The sequence below is a fragment of the Trichormus variabilis 0441 genome (genome assembly GCF_009856605.1).
Lineage (GTDB): Bacteria > Cyanobacteriota > Cyanobacteriia > Cyanobacteriales > Nostocaceae > Trichormus > Trichormus variabilis.
In genome coordinates, this window is the sequence record NZ_CP047242.1 from 4,972,603 (window position 1) to 4,990,966 (window position 18,364).

An 18,364-nucleotide genomic window follows, 5' to 3' on the forward strand; every position below is an offset into this window, starting at 1 on the left:
GATGACTTTACATAAGATTTACGTATTTTATTTGACCAGTTATGGTGCATAAAAGTATGTTTAAACAAAAAAATGTATTAACCAATACAGAATTAATGTTTAGGTAAATAGAAAATCAATCAAATTTATTGATAAGTTAACCGAACAGCAACTTTCATAACAGAAATTAGTCACGCAATTTCTTAAACCTCAGATTCTGATTCTTGAGATGAGAAGTTGGGGTAGTTTTCGGGAAACTTCAATCAAAATTTCGACCAAATCTTGTCTACATTATTTAGTTCACCTAACCACCAAGGGTAAGTCTGCTACTACTAACATCAATTATGGCTATAAACACAGGAAAAAATAAGCTGATGAATAGGCATATTCAACCCTGGCAACGCCTATTGGTGTTAGCGATTGGCTCGATGGTATTTGCTGTTTTTGCACCGACAATTGTGCAAGCGGCAAATACTCCTACCCTAGAATCTTTATCAGAAACTACAATCAAACTGCAAATTTCCATTGATACTACTTGGGTACTACTTTCTGGGTTTTTAGTATTTTTCATGCAAACCGGCTTCGCCATGCTAGAAGCTGGTTTAGTTCGCCAAAGAAGTGTAGTTAATACCCTACTAGAAAATTTCATTGACGCTGCTGTCACAGTCTTGGCATGGTGGGCAGTGGGTTTTGGTATCGCATTTGGTACAAGTGCAGGTGGTTTGTTTGGTATAGATACATTCTTTCTCAACCAGTTACCGGGTGCTGATGGTAGCTACCCATTGGGCGCACCTGGTTCTACAGCTGCTATCAACACCTATACTTTGTTCTTTTTCCAGTTTGCCTTTGCTGCTACTGCCAGTACCATCACTACTGGTTCAATGGCTGGCAGAACCGACTTTATAGGTGACTTAATTTATAGTGCGATTATGGGTGCTATTAGCTACCCAATTATCGTGCATTGGGCTTGGAACTCCAATGGCTGGTTAGGCAAACTCAGTTACCATGATTTCGCCGGTGGTTCAATTGTTCATACCGTAGGTGGCTGGACAGCACTAGTTGGGGCATATTTGCTTGGGCCTCGTCCCGACCGTCCTCCTTGGGGAAAACTACCACCAGCCCATAATTTAGCCTTGGCAACTTTGGGAACGATGATTCTCTGGTTTGGTTGGTACGGGTTTAACCCTGGTTCAACCCTTGGTACTGCTAATCCAGGGTTGATTGGGTTAGTAACTATTAACACAACACTAGCAGCAGGTGCAGGCGCACTAACAGCATTAATCTTTCTGTATGTTCGTACAGGTAAGTGGGATTTAGTTTACTGTCTCAATGGTTCTCTAGCTGGTTTAGTCGCAATTACAGCACCTTGCGCTTATGTGGCTCCTTGGGCTTCTGTACTAATTGGTTTCACGGGGGGAATTTCGGTTGTATTAGGAGTGAGTTTAATTGAGTCACTCCACATCGATGACCCAGTGGGAGCATTTTCCGTCCACGGTATCAGTGGCATGATGGGTACTCTCTCCATAGGTTTTTTAGGACAAGCGGAACTCACCCTTAATCAAAAAGCAGGGCTATTTTTAGGTGGTGGGTTTGATTTGCTGGGTATCCAAATGCTGGGGATAGTGGCGATTACGGTTTTCACCGTCGCTTTTGCCTTTCTGATGTATGGTGGCCTCAAAGCTGTGGGATACTTACGTGTTAATGCTGAAGCAGATAGTATCGGCATTGATGCTTATGAACATGGTGCTTCAGTGTGGCCTGATATTTACCCAGTTGAAGAGGTAAGCAAACTACAAGACCAGACAAAAATTTCTGAAAATAAAACTTTAGAGGAGCAATAAAATGGCCAATATTTTCAATATTTTATCTGATCAATCTTTACAGAAGTTTCTTGGAAATGATATTGACAATGTGAGGCGATCGCCCCTTTAACTCGTCAAATTTTGTTAATTAAAGACTCAATGAAGGAGACATGAATAATTGGAGAAACAATCTATAATAAATTTTTCAGAATTCCTGAAAATAATATTTACAAAAGTGCCATCAATTTCCTAAACTCCTACTTAGGTCAGTTAAATTTTCCATTTGTAAATTTGTGATGTCAATAAACAATAGCAAATAAACACTTAATTTCACCTAAGTAGTCTTTCTTTGTAAACATCCTCACACAAGAACTGATGAGAAAGAGTCTAGAAACTAGGAACTCATCACTCATTACTCTCCTTTGCTGTTAAAGATAGTTGGAAGGTTAGCAATTCGGACTCATGTACCAACAGAAATCAAGAACAAGAAATAGGCGCTTTTCTACCAGAAATTACGCTAAAAGTAGACAATCTAACTCGCAAATCCAGATATTTAATCTAGTCAAAAAACTCTCTCCCAGTTGGCAAGCTTGTATACCTCTGGCTTGTTTGATTGTTTTAGGTTGGAGTTATGTAGCAGTTGCTCAAGCTCCAGCAGCAGGGCCGACAACAGCAGAACTAAAAGTTGCGCTTGACACCCTATGGGTAGCGATCGCTGCGTTCTTAGTATTCTTTATGAATGCTGGTTTTGGTATGTTAGAAACCGGCTTCTGTCGTCAGAAAAATGCTGTTAACGTTCTTGCCAAAAACTTAATCGTCTTCGCCTTGGCAACCGTTGCTTTTTGGGCAATCGGTTTTGGGTTAATGTTCGGTGATGGTAATGATTTCATTGGCTTCAATGGTTTTTTTCTCTCAGGAGAAGATAACAGCCCGGCAACAGGTGACGCTTATAAAGGTGTGTTCAGCGCTTTAAGTTGGGCTGGCGTACCTTTAGCCGCAAAATTCTTATTCCAGTTGGTGTTTGCTGGGACTGCGGCAACAATTGTCTCTGGTGCAGTTGCCGAAAGAATCAAGTTTGTTGACTTCTTGATTTTCAGCCTTTTACTTGTAGGTATCGCCTACCCAATTACCGGACACTGGATTTGGGGCGCTGGTTGGTTAGCTGATAGAGGTTTTTGGGACTTTGCTGGTTCTACAGTGGTTCACTCAGTTGGTGGTTGGGCAGCTTTGATGGGAGCTGCATTTCTGTGTCCCCGTATTGGTAAATATCAAGATAAGCAAGTTGTGGCTTTACCCGGTCACAACATGAGTATTGCTACCTTGGGTTGCTTGATTCTGTGGTTGGGTTGGTTTGGTTTCAACCCTGGTTCTGTAATGGCTGCTGACCCCAATGCTATTACTCACATTGCCTTAACAACTAATATGGCTGGTGCTGTCGGTGGTATTGCTGCTACTATTACTGCGTGGTTGTACTTAGGTAAACCAGACCTATCAATGATTATTAATGGCATTTTGGCTGGTTTAGTTGGTATTACTGCATCTTGCGCTTACGTCAGCATTCCTAGTTCTGCGATTATTGGTTTCATTGCCGGAGTCATAGTTGTTTTTGCTGTGACCTTCTTCGACAAACTCGGTATTGATGACCCAGTAGGAGCGACTTCAGTTCACCTTGTTTGTGGTGTTTGGGGTACTCTGGCAGTTGGTTTGTGGTCGGTTGGGCCTGGTGTTTACTCTTGGTATGGTGAAGGACTTGGCCCAGCCAAGGGTTTGTTTGCTGGTGGCGGTTTAGGACAGTTGATTACTCAATTCTTAGGTGCTGCCGCAGTCGGCGGTATGACTGTACTCGTCAGTAGTATTTTCTGGTTAGCACTGAAAGCTACTTTGGGTATTAGAGTCACCAGAGAAGAAGAATTGGAAGGCTTGGATATCGGCGAACACGGTATGGAAGCCTACAGTGGATTCCTGAAAGAAGCTAGTCCTGGTGGATTTGCAGAAGGCAAGACATCTGACGGCTATTAAAGGGGAAGATTACACAATTACCTAATAAATCCTCTATAGTCCATGACCCCGGTTTCTCGTGGAAATCGGGTTTTTTTCATCTAGATTCCCATAAGGGACTTCCAGATAGGACTTACGCACCCAGATTTTTTGTTGAGGCTGGGTGTAAGGGTGTAGGGGTAGACTTTATTTACTTGGAAGCCCCTAATTGCATCTCCAGAGAGAATTATTTTTTGATTAAAATTTGTGGAAAGATAAATCAGAGTAGCTTGTAAGACAAAAATCTTTGGCTAAAAGTAATGAAATGTAACTAAGTATACAAGGTAACTGATCATCAGGGAGTAAGAAATAAACGTGTTTCAGAAAATTTTGATAACTGGGGTGATTACCCTACTACTGCTGACAATTCCTGTTATGGGTAGTGCTTGGGCGCAAGTCCCAGCAACGGCTCCACCTGCTGATACAGGAGATACAGCATTTATGCTGATTTCATCAGCCCTAGTCTTGCTGATGACACCAGGATTGGCATTTTTCTACGGTGGATTTGTACGATCGCGCAATATTCTCAATACATTGATGATGAGTTTTGTATTGATGGCGATCGTCGGCGTTACTTGGGTTTTATGGGGTTATAGTCTGTCATTTGCGCCAGGACTGCCATTTATTGGTGGTTTACAGTGGTTTGGGTTAAACGGTGTGGGGCTAGAAACCACAGGTTATCTGCAAGGTTCAGAGCCGACAAATGTGGTTTCTTATGCCGGGACGATTCCCCATCAGGCATACATGATATATCAAGCCATGTTTGCCATTATCACCCCAGCCTTAATTTCTGGAGCGATCGCCGAACGGATGAGTTTCCGTGCCTATTGCCTATTTGTGCTACTGTGGTCAACCTTTGTTTACACGCCTCTAGCCCACATGGTTTGGGCAAAAGGTGGATTATTAGGTTTGTACGGTGGCTTAGGCGCGCTCGACTTCGCCGGCGGTACAGTAGTTCATATTAGCTCTGGGGTTTCTGCCCTCGTGGCCGCAATAGTCCTGGGACCGAGGAAAACCCATCCCGATCGCCTCAGCCCTCCCCACAACGTAACATTTATTTTGTTGGGTGCTGGTTTGCTATGGTTTGGCTGGTTCGGTTTTAATGCTGGGAGTGCCTTATCTGTTGCTAGTAGCACTTCTGGCAGTTTCATTACTAATCCAGCCACAACTGCCTTTGTTGCCACCAATACCTCAGCCGCAGCTGGGGCTTTAATGTGGCTAATTCTAGAAGGAGTATTACGCGGTAAACCCACCGCCGTAGGTGCAGCCACAGGCGCAGTTGCCGGTTTAGTAGGGATTACCCCAGCCGCCGGCTTTGTCACCCCTCTAGCGTCAATTTTGATAGGTTGTATCACAGCTTTTGTTTGCTTCTATGCCGTAAGTTTCAAACACAAGTTAAATGTTGACGATGCCTTAGATACCTACCCGGTGCATGGTGTTGGTGGAACAGTTGGCGCAATTCTCACAGCCTTGTTTGCCACCGCCGAAGTTAACTCAGGCGGTAAAAACGGCGTACTCAAGGGTAATTTTGGTGAACTAGGTGTGGAACTGGCCGCCATTGTCATCGCCTATGTAATTGCAGCAGTTGGCACTTGGATAATTTTGAAGATCATTGATGCTAGCGTTGGCTTACGGGTGAAAGAAGAAGCCGAATATCAAGGTTTGGATATCAACGAACACGGAGAAGAAGCATACAACTCCGAGTTTAGCGATCGCATCGTACCGTAAAAATTTAGGCATAGCCCAAATTTGACAACTGACTAATGACTAATGACTAATGACTAATACCGATTTAAAATCTGAGTCAAATCATTGGTAGATGTCGCTAGTCGTGTCAACTGCTACAAAACACTTTCCGGCTTGGGCTTTTTTCTCACTGGTATCCAACGGCATACTGATGCTGGCTGTCATCTTGCTAATTTGGCAACAGCAGAAATTATCCATCTTTTCCAGTAATGCACCCCTCTCGGTTCCAGTTAGTCAACCCCAAGCTGTTGCACCAGAGTTAGGTCCCCGTCACCAACTCAATTACCAACAATGGGTAGATATTCTTAAACAAGAAGCCAACGTCGCTGCCGAAAAACGTCCCCAGCGCTTAAGCATAATGGCTGGGGATTCTCTAAGTTTGTGGTTTCCCGTTGAATTATTACCGGAAGATAGGAACTGGCTCAATCAAGGAATTTCTGGCGAAACCAGTCGTGGACTATTACAAAGATTGAATCTTTTTGACAAGACTCAACCAGAGACGATTTTTGTCATGATTGGCATTAATGACCTCATTCGTGGGGTCAATGATGAAGTCATTTTAGATAATCAGCGACAAATTCTCCGTTACCTGCGAAAAACTCACCCCAAAACTCAAATCTTTGTTCAGTCGATTTTGCCTCATGGGGCAGAGGACGCAACCTGGGAAGGAAAAGAAAAACTTCTAGCCATTCCCAACAGCCGTATTCAGAAGTTAAATCAGCAATTACGAAGTATAGCTACTAAACAAAGTGTTAAATATATGGATTTGTATCCCTTGTTTACTAACCAAAAAGGAAATATGCGCCCAGAATTTACCACTGATGGCTTACACCTAAGCCCTGCAGGCTACGTAGTTTGGCGCACGGCGTTACAAGTTTATCAACAGGGAGTAGACAGATAACTTTTAAATTTAAAACTTCTCTATTTTATATAAAAATTAGAGTTGAATCTTGAAAAAGTCTAAGTATCTGTAGCATTGCCCACTGTGCTGTAGTTTTGGTGGGTGATGCTTATCTTAAGCGCATTTCAAAAATCAAATACTAATCTTGTATTTTACTCACTAATACAAAACCACGAGTTTTCTGAGAAACTGAATCAACTGTATTCATGGCTTTCCATAAATCTGTTGTCTTTACCCAAACTGGTGGGTATTTATAGCGGGAAACATCCATAATTAAAAATCTATCGGTCTGCTCATTGTAAGCAGCTAAAGGTGATATATGTCCCCCCCTTTCTTGTCCAATTTCCTTACGTAAATAATTAACTATGACAAAGTTTCCGTCCTGTTTTAAATTTTCTGCTACCTGTTTTCTAAATTCTTCTATATTTGTATTGCTAGCATGATGCACTTTGACTTCTACACCATAACTAGCTATTAATCCTCCCAATTCATCGAGAGTCATACCTTGACTAGCTACTACTTCAGGCGCGATTACTGCTTTAGTTTTTTCGTTGCTGAAAAAGTTGTCTTGAGTGAATACACGGTAGGGAGAATATTGGGCTGTTTCTGGTGCATCAATTCCCAAGCTATTCAGCACCATAATTATACTAGCTACACCACAGTAAGCTTGATTAACTTGCGTAACGAACTGCATACTCAGAGGAAAGAAGTCTTCTCTTGAGCCACTTGTAAGTAATAATTTTTCTCCTTCGTTGGAATTGAAGCCAATTAAGTTAGGCGAAAGTGTCAAAGTTTGAGCCAGAACTTGGCTACTAGAAAGGCACAATCCAATAACTGTTGCTGGGATAAAGAGTTTCATGATGCTCACACACAGATGCAGAGATTTTGCTTAGAGAGTTTTGATGAGTCCTTTGGATTTACGGAACTCCCTTGCTACTTCTTTTATGTCCTGTAATTCGCCTTCAACTAAATAATTGAGTTGTCGCATTTCATCAGCAGCAATTTTACCAGTTAATTGCGCGATCGCTGTTTTTAATTGGGGATATTTTTTTAAGGTTTCTTGTCTGACAATTGGTGTTGCTTCGTACGGAGGAAAGTATTGTTGATCATCTTTGAGAACTACTAAACCCAAACGAGCAATTTGTCCATCTGTCGAGTTACCCGCTACCATATCAACTTGTTTTTGAATCAAGGCACGATATATTAAACCCAAGTCCATAATTTGTGGTGGTTTAGTAAACTTTAAACCGTAAGTCTTGGCTAACCCAGGAAAACCATCCTCTCGTTCTAAAAATTCATAGCCAAAGCCACCGCGCCATTGGGGTGTATATTGAGCCGCGTCTGTGAGAGTTTGGATGTTATAGCGCCTCGCATCTTCACCTCGAACAATGATGGCAAATGTATTTTCAAAACCTAAGCTAGGCATTACCTCTAGTTGAAACCGTTGACTATAAGCTTGTTTTAGCTTCTCGTAAACTACTTGAGGATTATTAATTACTGGTTGTTTTAATATACCAGTAAAAGCGGTGCCAGTATATTCAATATAAGCATCTATCTTGCCAGCAAGAATCGCATTATGACAAACAAAAGAGCCACCCAATCGCGGACGGCGAGCTACTTTTAAGCTAGTAGTCTCTTCAATTTGCTGTGCTAAAATTTCACCTAGAATATCTTGTTCCGTAAAGTCTTTTGAGGCGATAATAATATCGCCATTAGTTGTATTTGTGCTGGGACTACAACTAGCGATCGCCAGCACCAAAGTCAAAGATAATAAGAAAAATATTAAAAATCTTTTCATAATAAATAACCAGAAGAAAGATAATTATTTTTATATAACTTAATTACGAATTAACCTTGAATTTTTGCTCTAACAATCCAATTAATAAATCAGCCAATAAAGCAATTACCGCCGCAGGAACTGCCCCAGCTAAAATTAATTGATCATTGACTACGGCAATTCCTCTAAAAATAAAGACTCCCAAACCACCAGCACCAATGGCAGCTGCAATAGTGGCAATTCCAATAGAGATAACTGTCGCTACTCGCACCCCAGCCAAAATAACTGCCATCGCTAAGGGAATTTCTACCTGTAATAACAATTGTCTATCAGTCATACCCATTCCCCGCCCAGCTTCTCGAATCGCCGGATCTACTCCAGAGATGCCTGTATAAGTATTACGAATTAGTGGCAAAAGAGAATATAAAGCCAGGGCAACAATTGCTGGAGTCGCACCAATACCACCAATTACAGGAACGGGGATGAGTAAGCCAAACAATGCTAAACTGGGTATAGTTTGGAGAATATTAGCTATACCTAAAATCGGTTGCCGCAGTTGTTTTTGGCGCGTGATTAAAATTCCTAAAGGAATGCCAATAATAATGGCAATACTAATAGCAATACCTACTAAAAATAAATGCTCTATCGTGCGTTGTAGGATTTCTGGAGCATACTTAATTAAGAAGAAATCTTTCATGGATGGGGGACTGGGAATTAGGGATTGGGGACTGGGGAGCTATGATCAATTTTGAATTTTGTAGCTTTAGCTTCCCGCAAGGTAATTTGAATTGATCAATTAGCTAGTTTGTAGAGAATACAGGCATTGTAGAAAAGCAAGACTTTCTGGATGCTGGGAAGCAATAAATTCATCTTTGGTTCCTAAAAATACCAACTCTCCTCCATACATTAACCCAATTCTTGATGCTAAAACGAAGGCTTCTTGGATATCGTGAGTAACAAAAACCACTGTCTTACCTAATTCCTGTTGTAATCGCTGAAACTCTCGTTGCAGTTCTAAGCGTGTAATGGGATCAAGTGCGCCAAAGGGTTCATCCATCAACATAACTGGGGGATCTGCGGCTAAAGCTCTAGCGACACCGACTCTTTGCCTTTGTCCTCCAGATAATTCATGAGGGTAACGTTGAGCGAATTGTGCTGGATCTAAGCCTACCAAGTGCAGCAATTCATAAACCCGCGTCTTAATTTGTTTGGGTAGCCAGCCTTCTAAAGTTGGGACTAAACCCACGTTGCGTTCTACAGTGAAATGGGGAAATAGCCCCGTTTCTTGAATTACATAACCAATCTTGCGCCGCAGTTTAATTTCATCCCACTGATTCGTAGGTATTCCTTGAAATAAAACTTCGCCTTGGGTGGGTGTAAACAGACGATTGATTAATTTCATGGTGGTAGTTTTGCCACTACCGCTACGTCCCAGTAATACTAGTGCTTCTCCTTCGTAGATGGCAAAGTTGAGATGGGATACAAGAAGACGATGATTACGGCTAAATGTAACATCACGGAATTCAATTGTTGCTGATTTGGTTTGCGGCATAATATTCATTTTTAACTCGTAGCAGGACTGACGCAACTGGCACAATAGTAGGGTGCGTCAGATGTGGAAAATTCCTAAATTTGTACGAAATTAGTGGGACTGACGCACCCTACAGTTAGTTTGATTATCACACTTGCGTAATATCAATTCTCTATAAATTTGTATCTCAGTAGCTTTAGCTTTCGGTAGGGTATTTTGAATTTTAAATTTTGTTGGCGTAGCCTTCCCGAAGGGTATTTTGAATTGATTCATATGATTGGTCACCCAAAACATAATCTCAGTAAAAAACGCACCGTGTTATGTGGCGGTGCGTGATAACAAAGCTAAATTAATGAGTTAATTTCCAGCTAACAGTGCTTTTGTTGCTGATTCTCCAGACTTTTTCAATTGACGCGTGATTTGAAACATTAATAAACCCAAAATCCCACCGTGTCCCAGAAGTGCTAAAAAAGCGGTCATTGTTGGTATATAGCCAGTTGATGGGTACAAAATAATTATTGGTGCAGCTACAGAAAGTAACCACAGGAAAGGTTGATTGCCTGGGTTAGAAAACAACATTGCTAAAACGATTGGTGGCAAAATAATAACAGTGCCTACCATCCCATTAGCCCAAAAGAGCCTCTGTTCATTTTTCATCAATAGGAGTAGTTGAGCCAAGGCTGCATAAATGATGGCTAAACTACCTGCAAAAACTACAGATAGAAGGACAATAAGTTTATCAGATGTAGACCCTGGTACAACTAAAGTAAAGAAAATTAAACAGCTAATAGCAATTATGGCATTGATGGCGATCGCTAATATACCCGGACTTTTTTCACCCCAAATTAAATCGCTGATTAATTTGCTTTTACCTAGCTTCTGGTACATATACATATGTCGATAGCGTGACCAATCTTGTAGAGTTTGGCGGTTGGGAGTCAGTGCTGCAATCAAATACAAAAATAGTCCCAAATCCAAAAACATTAAGGTAGCTAAATTTTCCTTTAATCCCAAATAAGAGTAAGATTTATCTAGGAACTGTGATTGCCAATTGGCAAATCCCAAAGTCAGAATAACAAAGCACGAAGTTAATAAATAACTTTGCTTTTTACTCAACATAGTAGCATTTTTATCTCGATAGCAACGGTTTAGAGATTGCCAAAAAAAGTAAGTTCCAATTAAATAAACCAAGATATTGAAGCATACCATAATAGGCAAACTGCTTCCCAATGGTAGAGCAAACCAATGAATCCCAGCAAATTCAAATTCACCAGAATAATCGTTTAGAAAATAATTTGGGCTAAATAAATGAAAGATAGTAAATGGATAATTACCTGTTCTGCTATCTCGCAGTGCTGCTTTAGCAAGTAAGAGAAACCCTAAAATTAACCCACTACCTAACCAAGCTTGAAAGCCGCCTAACCAAGTACCTACCAAACCAAATAATAAGGCTCCACTATAGTAAAAAATGCTAGATACTATCAAAACTCCATAAAAACAAAGAATCTGAATTAAGGGAATTTGTGCGTTTATTCCTAAAGATAAATGAAACGGAATTGCTAGTGATAATCCAAAATACAAGAGAATGGGAACTCCTAACATTTTGCCATAGAGAATACTTTCAGGCGATTGGGGGCTAAGTCGAATAAAATTGAGTGTAGCTCGCCGTTCTTCTGTTGCTAAGTCGCTAATAAGTAAGTAAGCTCCTCCTACCAAGAGAGTCAAGATAGCAGTAAAACTGAGCAACGTAAAGACATCTTGACTCCATAGTTGCCAGTTAATTATGACACGATCATATTCATCTAACAAACAAGATGGTGAATTAAAGTCATTGGTAACACCTGTACAATATTTATGGGTGATTTCATAGGAAGAATAAGAATTGATATATTGTGCTGGTAGTTGAGTTTGGCAGTAAATAAAGAGGATGAATTGACTTAGCAAAGATACAGCAACAGCCAGCAAAATATTACGAAGTTGCCAACGCCCTTTAATTTCTCGTAACAGTTGCGGATTCCATTCGCTGAGTTTGTACATAAAATTTTGCATCATTGGCGGAACTCCAAAAATGGGCATTGATAATATTGACTAATTAAGATGCTTGTTTGTGTCCTAATTTTAAGAAGATACTTTCCAAATCTTCTTGTGTACAATGAAAGTTAGTTATGGGGATACCGGAGAGAATGAGCGATCGCAGTAATTCTGCACAATCATCTTGTGTACCAGCAAAATTAACCCTTATGCTATTTTTTCCCGGTATTTTCTCACATTGCTCGACTAATGGATAATTTTTTAATTCACTCATAAGAGATTCTAAACTACCCGATGTAGATAACATAATCTGTTGCTGAGAAAGTCGTTGGTAAAGTGCTTGCAGTGAAGCGCTTTCTACTAAAAAACCCAACTCCATAATCCCTACAGATGTACAAAGTTCGGCTAAATCACTCAAAACATGAGAAGAAATTAATATTGTCATCCCCGCTTCTTGCAACGCTTTAATGATTTGCCGAAACTGCATTCTCGCAATGGGATCAAGCCCAGAAACAGGCTCATCTAACAGCAGTAAAATGGGTTCATGAATAATCGTCCGTGCTAAACTCAAACGCTGTTTCATCCCCCGTGATAGGGTAGAAATTTGGCTTTTACGTTTATTTTCTAGTTGTATCAGTTCTAAAACTTCATGTAGGCGTTGAGTCCGGCGTGGTTCCCGCAAGCGATACAGCCTCGCAAAATAATCTAAGTAATCCCAGACTGTTAAATCTTCGTACAGAGGATAGTCATCAGGTAGGTAGCCAAGGTGACGCTTGAGAGTGGAGTTACTTTTATCAAGTCGTAGATGTTCCCCGTTAATATAAATTTCCCCTGTAGTTTGTTCCTCAGCTGCTGCTAACATTCGGATGAGAGTTGTTTTTCCCGCACCATTCGGCCCAATTAACCCATATACTTCACCCATTTGGATCTCTAAATCAACGTCATTGACGGCAATATGTCGTTCAAATTGCTTAGTTAATCCACGGGTACGAATTGCTAATTCTTTTACCATAGGGGAATACAAAAAATAAATTATCCGAAATTAATGGTTTGGTAGGGTGCGTCAGTATGAATAATTTTTGAGTAACCGATGCAGGTAATAGGTGATATTCCAGTTACCTATTACCCATTAGCAGATTCTCAATCCCCTGATGGGTGAAGAATTTTATCTGGAAGTCCATAGCTGCTGGAGTGCGCCTGTTGTTTAAACACTAACCTACCTTGTGTATACAGATTGTGCCAGTTTCGTTTCGGAAATTGAAACTGAAGTGATCTTATGTACACCAAAATAAGCTGCCTTGGGATAGATGTAATTAAGAGACATAATGATTAGTGTGACTATTTAGCACGGTTGATAACGCAAGTGAGAGAATAAAAAAGCAAACACTTGCTTTATGGTGTAAATAGCATATTTGTGATTTATCAAACCATTGGCAATTTCTATCTAATTTTGGGTTAGGGGTGAGTGGTTGTCATATGATTGAAAACTGCCGCGTCACTTGCTATGAGTCTAGGAACCCTAGTTAACTCGTGGTTCGGAGAAAAGGCACATTAAACTAGATCAAGAACAACTAGCGACTAACAACTAACATACGTAGTTTATTTAGACGAGGTAGATAAGCGGATTATTCTCATGAAAAGACTGTTGAAATATCTGAGTCTAGGTTTATTGTCTATTGGTTTTGCCGCTAAACCAGGTTTAAGTGCTGAACGTATCAGTCTTTTTTACCCTCCCTTTGGTGAATTTTCTTTACCTGTTAGTTCGTTAGAAACCTTTGCTAAGCAAGGGAAGATTGATGGTGATTTACAGTTTTATGCTCAACGTGCAACTCCCGAACAGTTGACACAACTACGGGAGTTTCTACAACAACGCTTTGATGTCACTCCTACCTTCATATCTCAAATTACTTACTCACCAATCGGTGAACAGGTTTTGCAACGCCTGGGAGACATAGTACAGACCGATTCCCGCCGCAATGGCTTTTATGCTTTGCGTTCTGCATTGATTCTATCCGCCGCCAAACCACAGGGTTTCTCAGTTATTAATGTCTTACGTAATTTTCCCAGTGATAATTTGCGGCTGAATTTCTCAGAGGGTGTGAGAATAGTTGATGACTTGTCACGATTGACCAAAAATAGGGATAGAGTGGTTGCGTCTCTGCAACAAGGTGCGGTAGCTCAGACTGTTGTTTCTAATGAGAATTTATCTAAACTACCAGATTTACGATCGCCTGGAAAGTTCCGTTGGCAAATAGTCAATTTCACCTTAAATGATACTCAGCGCAATCGCCGTTTACCAGTAGATTTATATTTACCACAAGCTAATACAGATACTCAAGGAAAACCACCTTTTCCCCTAGTTGTGATTTCTCACGGCATCGCCTCAGACCGCTATAGTTTTATTTACCTGGCTGAACATCTAGCATCCTACGGTTTTGCTGTTGCTGTATTAGAGCATCCTGGTAGTAATGCTAAACGCTTCGAGCAATATTTTGCAGGCTTGGCAAGTCCGCCAGAACCTAGAGAATTTGTTGACAGACCTTTAGATATTAAGGTGCTTCTCGATGAACTCCAGCGTTTGGAACAGTCCGATCCCAGGCTCCAGGGTAAACTCAATTTTCAACAAATTGGGGCGATCGGTCAATCCTTTGGTGGTTATACGGTTTTGTCCTTGGGAGGGGCAAAAATAAATTTTAACCAACTCAACCAGGACTGTAACCCCGAAAATTCTAGTTTGAATATATCGTTACTGTTGCAGTGTGAAGCTAATCAATTATTGCCACAAGATTATCAGTTGCAAGACAGCCGTATTAAAGCAGTCATTGCCATTAATCCTATTAGTAGCTCTATTTTTGGTGAAAGCGGTATCAGTCAGATTAAACTTCCTGTGATGATGGTAGCAGGTAGCCAAGATATTTTCGCCCCACCTGTACCCGAACAAATTCGCCCTTTTACTTGGCTTCCTAACCCCTATAAATATTTAGTCTTAATTGACAATGCTACCCACTTCACTCTCATCGGCGATTCACCCCAAGGGAAGAATGTCTTACCTGTACCAAGTGGATTGCTTGGCCCTGACAGAACTGCGGCTTATTCCTATCTCAAGGCTTTAAGTGTGGCTTTTTTACAAGCCAATCTACTCAATCGTCCTGAATATCGCTCTTATTTGCAGCCTTCTTACGCTCAATCTATTAGCCAAGCTCCTCTAAATCTGAATATTTGGCAGTCATTAACTGCTGAACAATTGATGGAAATTAGGGAGTAGGGAAGGGGTAATGAGGGGAAAGAGTTGATGTCCAGATGTTGGATACAACTTTTTTTCTAATGACAACTAACAACTGACCAATAACAATTTCAGTATTATTGCTGACGACAAACTAAGTGAAATTGTTCTGCGACAATATATTTTTTTTGTGTCTTCTTTGTGTCTTTCATATAACAAGTTTCTATTAATTCAAAACCTTTCATTTAATTGTCAGGGGATCACCACATTTATCACAAAGCATTCATAAAAACTTATATAAAAACAGATTGTTTATATATCTGATTGTTAATAAGTATTAAGAAATACTTATTAAAGAATATTGCAAGTCCTTGATTTAATTGCTAACGTGTGTGAAGGCAACGATGCTGATAAATGCTCTGATATTAGAAGAGGTAAAACCTATGAGCCATATCCATTCAGCCAAATATGTAAGAACTTGATTGCAATCTGCGAACTACAACCAATGCAGATTAGCCCATATATATCGTTGCTAGAGGCTAATTGCTGTTGTGACATTGAATGCAACTAAAAATTTGTTTTACCTCACGGTGATTAGTTAACGATGAACTGAGGTAAGACTGGGACTCTGGAGGATAAAATCCATGAATATTCGAGGTAAAGTAGCCCTGGTGACTGGGGCTTCCCGTGGAATTGGGCGAGCGATCGCTTTAGAATTAGCACAACAAGGAATACACAGATTAATTTTAGTGGCACGCGATCGCCAAAAGTTAAGAGAAGTCGCCCAGGAAGTGGAGGCTATGGGAGTCCAAGCCACAACATTGGCGATTGATTTAACGCAAGCCACCGAGGTAAACATTGCCATAGCGCAACTATGGCGCAATTACGGCCCCATTCACTTACTTGTTAACTGTGCAGGCGTTGCATACCAAAGTTCATTCTTGCAATCAAAACTTCCCCAAGTTCAAGAAGAACTTTCTGTAAACTTATTGGGAATGTATACCCTCACCAGCCTCATCGCCAAACGTATGGCTAGCCAAAGACAAGGAACTATTGTCAATGTTTCCAGCTTAATGGGGAAAGTAGCTGCACCAACAATGGCGACTTATTCAGCCACAAAGTTTGCTATCTTAGGCTTTACCCAAGCCTTGCGCCGCGAACTTGCTGAGTACAACATCCAGGTGAAGGCGTTATTACCATCCCTCACCGACACAGATATGGTGCGTGACTTAAAACTATTTCGCTGGGTGATTCCCATGACACCCCAGGAAGTAGCCAAAGCGTTAATTACTGGACTAGAAAAAGATGCACCAGAAATTTTAGTAGGATGGCAAAGTCATTTAGCCGTGTGGTGTCAACGTTTAGCCCCTTGGTTACTGGAATTGGTTTTAAAAATTGCCACACCACCAGCTATTAGACAACAACAATCTGACGAAAACTTGAGCTTTTGGGCAAAAATCCAGCGTTTTGGCGATTTCTTCTTTTCTGGAAACAAGTTTCCCTTCGTATTCGCCCGTAAAACCTGACGTAAATCTCTAATTATTTCCCAAATTCCCTCAGTTACAAGCTGATGGAATTTTTTGGCGACATCACACCAATTCAAATTGGTATTACGAATTACGAATTACAAATTACGAATTAACAATGACCCATTACCAACTACCATAATCAATACTCATTGTTGCGGAGCAACTAAAATGCTGTTCTTACAAAATACTCCCTTGCCAGAAATTATTGATGGTTTGCCAAATATATCTGGTTGGGAAGCTGAGGTTCTCTCTGTTGTTAACAATGATGCGCCAGTCTTCTTACCCACCACGAATATTAAGTTAGAAGATGTGAATGCAGTATTTGCGATCGCTCTACATATGCACCAACCAACTATACCAGCAGGTGATGGTGGTGAACTGATCAGCAATCTGCAATATATGTTTGCACATCCCCACGAAGGCGACAACCACAACGCCGGGCCTTTTGCCTATTGTTACAGCCGTATGGGAGAATTCATCCCTGAACTAGTCAGCCAAGGTTGCAATCCCCGTGTGATGTTGGATTACTCTGGTAATCTTTTGTGGGGACTCCGGCAAATGGGGCGCAATGATGTCTTAGATAGTCTCAAGGGTGTTACAGGCGATCGCACATATCAACCTCATGTAGAATGGCTAGGGACAATGTGGGGTCATGCTGTTGTTCCTTCCACACCAATCAAAGATATTAAATTGCATATCTTGGCATGGCAACAACATTTTGCAGCAATTTTTGGCTGGGAAGCATTAGCCAGAGTTAAAGGTTTTTCTCCGCCAGAAATGCACCTCCCAAATCACCCTGATACATTATTTCAATTTGTCAAAGCCCTTAAAGAATGCGGTTATCGCTGGTTACTTGTCCAGGAACATACTGTAGAAACAATCGATGGGCAATCTCTAACTAATAGACATTTACCCCATCGTTTGCTTGCCAGAAATTCCCAAGGTGAAACTATTAGTATCATTGCCTTAATTAAAACCCAAGGTTCTGATACTAAATTAGTTGCTCAAATGCAGCCATACTACGAAGCGAAAACTTTATCAAAGCGTCGATTAGGCAATGTAGAAATTCCCCCCATAGTCAGTCAAATTGGTGATGGTGAAAATGGCGGCGTGATGATGAATGAATTTCCCAGCGCCTTCAAACAAGCTTGGTGGGATATGGTAAATCATGGTGGTGGAAAATCCGGTGTTGTCGGGGTATGTGGCACAGAATATTTAGAGTTAATTGAGGCGGCTGGTGTTAAACCTGAAGACTTTCCTTCTTGTCAGCCGGTGGGACAACACCAAATCTGGCAGAGAGTTGCACCAGACAATAATCAACCGGAAGCTGTGGAAAATGCCATTCAAGAAATCAAGCAAATTAATCCCAACTTTCACTTAGAAGGAGCTTCTTGGACAAATCATATTAGTTGGGTGAGGGGATACGAAAATGTTTTATCTCCCATGTACGAATTGAGTAGTTTATTTCATCAAAAGTTTGATAATTTATTACTCAACAATTCATATTCATCTATTACCAAACAACCTGATTATCGCCAAGCGCTGTTATACAATCTCCTTTTGCAGACAAGCTGTTTTCGCTATTGGGGGCAAGGTGCTTGGACTGATTACGCCCGTGAAATTTATCAACGTGGTAAGAGTTTGTTGACATCATGATTTTATTTAGATGACTATTTATAAAGTAAATATTAAGTAGTGTGTGTTACGGCTATGAAAGATTTGGGACTGAGAGACAAAAAAATTTAGCCGTAACGCACCATCTGTGAGGCGGTGCGTTAGGCGCGAGAATAGTTATTTTGTAACCAATC

The 18,364-nt window shown here is 40.8% G+C and carries 13 protein-coding genes; 7 read left to right on the forward strand and 6 right to left on the reverse strand.

Going from position 1 to position 18,364, the window contains the following annotated elements:
* Positions 1–353 precede the first annotated feature (353 nt).
* From GSQ19_RS20505 to GSQ19_RS20520, 4 genes are all read left to right on the forward strand, one after another.
* Positions 354–1,820 carry an ammonium transporter gene (locus tag GSQ19_RS20505; RefSeq protein WP_011319699.1) on the forward strand — a complete coding sequence of 489 codons (1,467 nt, stop codon included), beginning with the start codon at positions 354–356 and terminating at the stop codon, positions 1,818–1,820.
* Positions 1,821–2,243: 423 nt separating this feature from the next.
* A complete protein-coding gene (locus tag GSQ19_RS20510) occupies positions 2,244–3,800 on the forward strand; it encodes an ammonium transporter (RefSeq protein ID WP_159368355.1) in 1,557 nt (518 codons plus the stop codon).
* A 393-nt stretch (positions 3,801–4,193) separates the two neighbouring features.
* Entirely contained in the window at positions 4,194–5,546 is a 1,353-nt protein-coding gene (locus GSQ19_RS20515) for an ammonium transporter (protein ID WP_199312699.1), read from the forward strand.
* A 103-nt stretch (positions 5,547–5,649) separates the two neighbouring features.
* The gene (locus tag GSQ19_RS20520) at positions 5,650–6,465 is read left to right on the forward strand and encodes an SGNH/GDSL hydrolase family protein (protein ID WP_104010035.1); all 816 of its coding nucleotides are present in this window, start codon (positions 5,650–5,652) and stop codon (positions 6,463–6,465) included.
* 139 nt (positions 6,466–6,604) lie between these two features.
* Here the strand turns inward: GSQ19_RS20520 and GSQ19_RS20525 are convergent, their stop codons facing one another.
* The 6 genes from GSQ19_RS20525 to GSQ19_RS20550 form a co-directional block, all read right to left on the reverse strand.
* Positions 6,605–7,324 carry a phytochelatin synthase family protein gene (locus tag GSQ19_RS20525; RefSeq protein WP_011319703.1) on the reverse strand — a complete coding sequence of 240 codons (720 nt, stop codon included), beginning with the start codon at positions 7,322–7,324 and terminating at the stop codon, positions 6,605–6,607.
* Between the two features lie 30 nt (positions 7,325–7,354).
* Complete coding sequence (locus GSQ19_RS20530) at positions 7,355–8,263, reverse strand: glycine betaine ABC transporter substrate-binding protein (RefSeq protein WP_011319704.1); 909 nt, start codon at positions 8,261–8,263, stop codon at positions 7,355–7,357.
* A gap of 43 nt (positions 8,264–8,306) precedes the next feature.
* The gene (locus tag GSQ19_RS20535) at positions 8,307–8,939 is read right to left on the reverse strand and encodes an ABC transporter permease (protein WP_011319705.1); all 633 of its coding nucleotides are present in this window, start codon (positions 8,937–8,939) and stop codon (positions 8,307–8,309) included.
* A gap of 99 nt (positions 8,940–9,038) precedes the next feature.
* Positions 9,039–9,794, reverse strand: a complete 756-nt coding sequence (locus GSQ19_RS20540) for an ATP-binding cassette domain-containing protein (RefSeq protein ID WP_041456838.1) — start codon at positions 9,792–9,794, stop codon at positions 9,039–9,041.
* Between the two features lie 336 nt (positions 9,795–10,130).
* A complete protein-coding gene (locus GSQ19_RS20545) occupies positions 10,131–11,825 on the reverse strand; it encodes a hypothetical protein (protein WP_011319707.1) in 1,695 nt (564 codons plus the stop codon).
* A 40-nt stretch (positions 11,826–11,865) separates the two neighbouring features.
* The gene (locus GSQ19_RS20550; RefSeq protein WP_011319708.1) at positions 11,866–12,816 is read right to left on the reverse strand and encodes an ABC transporter ATP-binding protein; all 951 of its coding nucleotides are present in this window, start codon (positions 12,814–12,816) and stop codon (positions 11,866–11,868) included.
* A 621-nt stretch (positions 12,817–13,437) separates the two neighbouring features.
* Between GSQ19_RS20550 and GSQ19_RS20555 the strand changes: the two genes are divergently transcribed.
* The 3 genes from GSQ19_RS20555 to GSQ19_RS20565 all read left to right on the forward strand — a co-directional run bounded on the left by GSQ19_RS20555 (position 13,438) and on the right by GSQ19_RS20565 (position 18,212).
* A complete protein-coding gene (locus tag GSQ19_RS20555; RefSeq protein WP_011319709.1) occupies positions 13,438–15,069 on the forward strand; it encodes an alpha/beta hydrolase in 1,632 nt (543 codons plus the stop codon).
* A 602-nt stretch (positions 15,070–15,671) separates the two neighbouring features.
* Positions 15,672–16,553, forward strand: coding sequence for an SDR family NAD(P)-dependent oxidoreductase (locus GSQ19_RS20560; RefSeq protein ID WP_011319710.1), 882 nt, complete (start codon positions 15,672–15,674; stop codon positions 16,551–16,553).
* A gap of 171 nt (positions 16,554–16,724) precedes the next feature.
* The gene (locus GSQ19_RS20565; RefSeq protein ID WP_011319711.1) at positions 16,725–18,212 is read left to right on the forward strand and encodes a hypothetical protein; all 1,488 of its coding nucleotides are present in this window, start codon (positions 16,725–16,727) and stop codon (positions 18,210–18,212) included.
* The last annotated feature ends 152 nt before the right edge of the window (positions 18,213–18,364 follow it).

Bases quoted from the DNA above. Each gene is read 5' to 3' on its own strand.
- GSQ19_RS20505 (WP_011319699.1), top strand. From the start codon at position 354: ATGAATAGGCATATTCAACCCTGGCAACGCCTATTGGTGTTAGCGATT.
- GSQ19_RS20510 (WP_159368355.1), top strand. From the start codon at position 2,244: ATGTACCAACAGAAATCAAGAACAAGAAATAGGCGCTTTTCTACCAGA.
- GSQ19_RS20515 (WP_199312699.1), top strand. From the start codon at position 4,194: ATGGGTAGTGCTTGGGCGCAAGTCCCAGCAACGGCTCCACCTGCTGAT.
- GSQ19_RS20525 (WP_011319703.1), bottom strand. From the start codon at position 7,324: ATGAAACTCTTTATCCCAGCAACAGTTATTGGATTGTGCCTTTCTAGT.
- GSQ19_RS20530 (WP_011319704.1), bottom strand. From the start codon at position 8,263: ATGAAAAGATTTTTAATATTTTTCTTATTATCTTTGACTTTGGTGCTG.
- GSQ19_RS20535 (WP_011319705.1), bottom strand. From the start codon at position 8,939: ATGAAAGATTTCTTCTTAATTAAGTATGCTCCAGAAATCCTACAACGC.
- GSQ19_RS20540 (WP_041456838.1), bottom strand. From the start codon at position 9,794: ATGCCGCAAACCAAATCAGCAACAATTGAATTCCGTGATGTTACATTT.
- GSQ19_RS20545 (WP_011319707.1), bottom strand. From the start codon at position 11,825: ATGATGCAAAATTTTATGTACAAACTCAGCGAATGGAATCCGCAACTG.
- GSQ19_RS20550 (WP_011319708.1), bottom strand. From the start codon at position 12,816: ATGGTAAAAGAATTAGCAATTCGTACCCGTGGATTAACTAAGCAATTT.
- GSQ19_RS20555 (WP_011319709.1), top strand. From the start codon at position 13,438: ATGAAAAGACTGTTGAAATATCTGAGTCTAGGTTTATTGTCTATTGGT.
- GSQ19_RS20560 (WP_011319710.1), top strand. From the start codon at position 15,672: ATGAATATTCGAGGTAAAGTAGCCCTGGTGACTGGGGCTTCCCGTGGA.
- GSQ19_RS20565 (WP_011319711.1), top strand. From the start codon at position 16,725: ATGCTGTTCTTACAAAATACTCCCTTGCCAGAAATTATTGATGGTTTG.